The organism is Streptococcus sp., assembly GCF_019414905.1.
Classification (GTDB): domain Bacteria; phylum Bacillota; class Bacilli; order Lactobacillales; family Streptococcaceae; genus Streptococcus.
In genome coordinates, this window is sequence record NZ_DXLC01000045.1 from 1 (window position 1) to 2177 (window position 2177).

3 protein-coding genes are annotated in these 2177 nt (G+C 40.5%); all 3 read right to left on the reverse strand.

Annotation, left to right across the window (positions count from 1 at the left end; translation table 11 throughout):
- Positions 1-58 precede the first annotated feature (58 nt).
- Complete coding sequence (locus QZ359_RS01165) at positions 59-769, reverse strand: ABC transporter ATP-binding protein (protein ID WP_000062200.1); 711 nt, start codon at positions 767-769, stop codon at positions 59-61.
- Positions 769-1533 (reverse strand): ABC transporter ATP-binding protein, encoded by a 765-nt coding sequence (locus QZ359_RS01170; protein WP_293954405.1) that lies wholly within the window; start codon positions 1531-1533, stop codon positions 769-771. The genes QZ359_RS01165 and QZ359_RS01170 overlap by 1 nt, the downstream gene beginning before the upstream one ends.
- A partial coding sequence (locus QZ359_RS01175; RefSeq protein WP_293954408.1) for a branched-chain amino acid ABC transporter permease occupies positions 1533-2177 on the reverse strand: 645 nt, incomplete at its 5' end. The genes QZ359_RS01175 and QZ359_RS01170, both read right to left, overlap by 1 nt.

Genomic DNA, 2177 nt, shown 5'->3' on the forward strand with positions numbered 1-2177 from the left:
TTAATGATGATTACTTCGTAATCTTCATCTACCGACTAAAACAATCCACTGGATTGTTTTAGCCACCTAGATATGCTTTTCTGACTTCTTCTGATGAGGCGAGTTCTTTTCCTGTTCCGGATAGGACGATTTTTCCTGTTTCCAGTACATATCCTCTGTCAGAGATTGCGAGTGCTTTATTGGCATTTTGTTCAATCAAGAGGACGGTTGTTCCTTGTTTCTGGATGTCTTGAATGATATCAAAAATCTCTTGGATAAAGATTGGGGCAAGTCCCATTGATGGTTCATCTAAAAGAAGAAGTTTTGGTGTTGACATGAGGGCACGTCCCATGGCAAGCATTTGCTGTTCTCCCCCTGAAAGAGTAGCTGCATCTTGGTTCTTCCGTTCTTCAAGACGAGGAAAGCGTGAGAAAACTTTCTTCAAGTTGGCTTGATTTTCTTCACGGTTTTTCTTTAAGAAAGCTCCCATTTCAAGATTTTCCATAACAGTCAAGCCAGGAAAGACGTGGCGTCCTTCTGGAACTTGTGAAAGACCACCTGCCACGATTTTTTGAGCTGGCATTTTTTGGATTTCTTGACCTAAAAATTCAATCTTTCCTGAACTCGGTCTAACCAAACCAGACAAGGTACGGAGAATGGTTGTCTTACCTGCACCATTGGCACCGATAAGGGAAACAACCTCTCCTTCATTTACTTCAAAGCTTACATCACGGACTGCTTGGATCATACCGTAATGCACAGAAAGATTATCAACTTTTAACATAGACATTAGGCTTCACCTCCTAGATAAGCTTCGATAACGCGTTTATTGGTCTTAATTTCGTCTGGAGTTCCCTGAGCAATCAAACGACCATATTCAAGTACGTAGATACGTTCTGTCACTTCCATGACCAGATTCATATCGTGTTCAATCAGCATGATCGTAATCTTAAATTCATCTTTGATACGACGAATTAACTCAGTCAATTCGGCTGTTTCCTGTGGGTTCATACCTGCTGCTGGTTCATCTAAAAAGAGAATTTTAGGTTCCGTAGCGAGAGCACGAACAATTTCCAAACGACGTTGTTGTCCGTAGGCAAGATTTTTAGCAAGAGTTTCTTCATCACCATCTAAATCAAAGATTTTCAACAATTCCAAAGCCTTAGCCTTTAATTCTTTTTCACTCTTATAAAAAGCTGGTAAGCGTAAGAAACTAGCAAAAACATGTTGTTTGTGATGGTTGCCAAAAGCAATCAAAACATTATCCAAAACTGTTAAATCTTTAAAGAGACGGATATTTTGGAATGTACGTCCAAGTCCCAAAGAAGCAATCTTATAAGGTGACTTTCCATTCAAAAGGTGACCATCTAGGGTTACTGTTCCCTCACTTGGTTCATAAACACCCGTCAAGAGGTTGAAAAGGGTGGTTTTCCCAGCTCCGTTTGGACCGATTAGTCCAACCAATTCCCCTTCGTTCAATTCAAGAGTCACATCTCCAACAGCTGTTAGACCGCCAAAATGTTTGGTTAACTGTTTTACTTCAAGTAATGCCATTAGTTTTGTTCCTCCTTCTTAGATTTTTTAAAGAAACGTGATAGGCTCAATTCCCATGTTCCAAGAAGTCCGCCTGGTCTGAAAATCATTACCAATACCAAAGCCAAAGCGTAGATAATCATACGCACGCTAGCAACATCTTGGAGAAGCATATTCAAAATTCCCAGAACAATAGCTGAAACGATTGCACCTGTAATGGAACCAAGTCCACCAAATACAACAATAATCAAAACATTGATTGAGTTGATGAAAGTGTAATCTTTCGGTACAACTGAACCGATAAATCCTGCCTGAAGTGACCCTGCAATACTTGCAGTAATGGCACCAAAGACAAAGGCGATGATTTTAATTTTAGTCGTATTACCCCCAACTGACTCAGCAGCGATTTCATCCTCACGAACAGAAAGGGTTGAACGACCAATTGGACTACGCAAGAAGTTCAAGGTTGCAATAGTTGTAATCACGACAAAGAAGTAAACCATTTGCCAAGTTGTAAAGTTAGGAATTCCCAAGATACCTGCCGCACCATTTGTAAGGCTTCCGCCATTGATGATAAAGATACGAATAATTTCAGAAACACCTAGAGTCGCTACCGCAAGATAGTCACCCTTCAAACGCAAGGTTGGAATTCCGACAAGCAAGGC

Excerpts from the sequence above, each read along its gene's own strand:
- QZ359_RS01165 (WP_000062200.1), bottom strand. The coding sequence starts at position 769 with ATGTCTATGTTAAAAGTTGATAATCTTTCTGTGCATTACGGTATGATC.
- QZ359_RS01170 (WP_293954405.1), bottom strand. The coding sequence starts at position 1,533 with ATGGCATTACTTGAAGTAAAACAGTTAACCAAACATTTTGGCGGTCTA.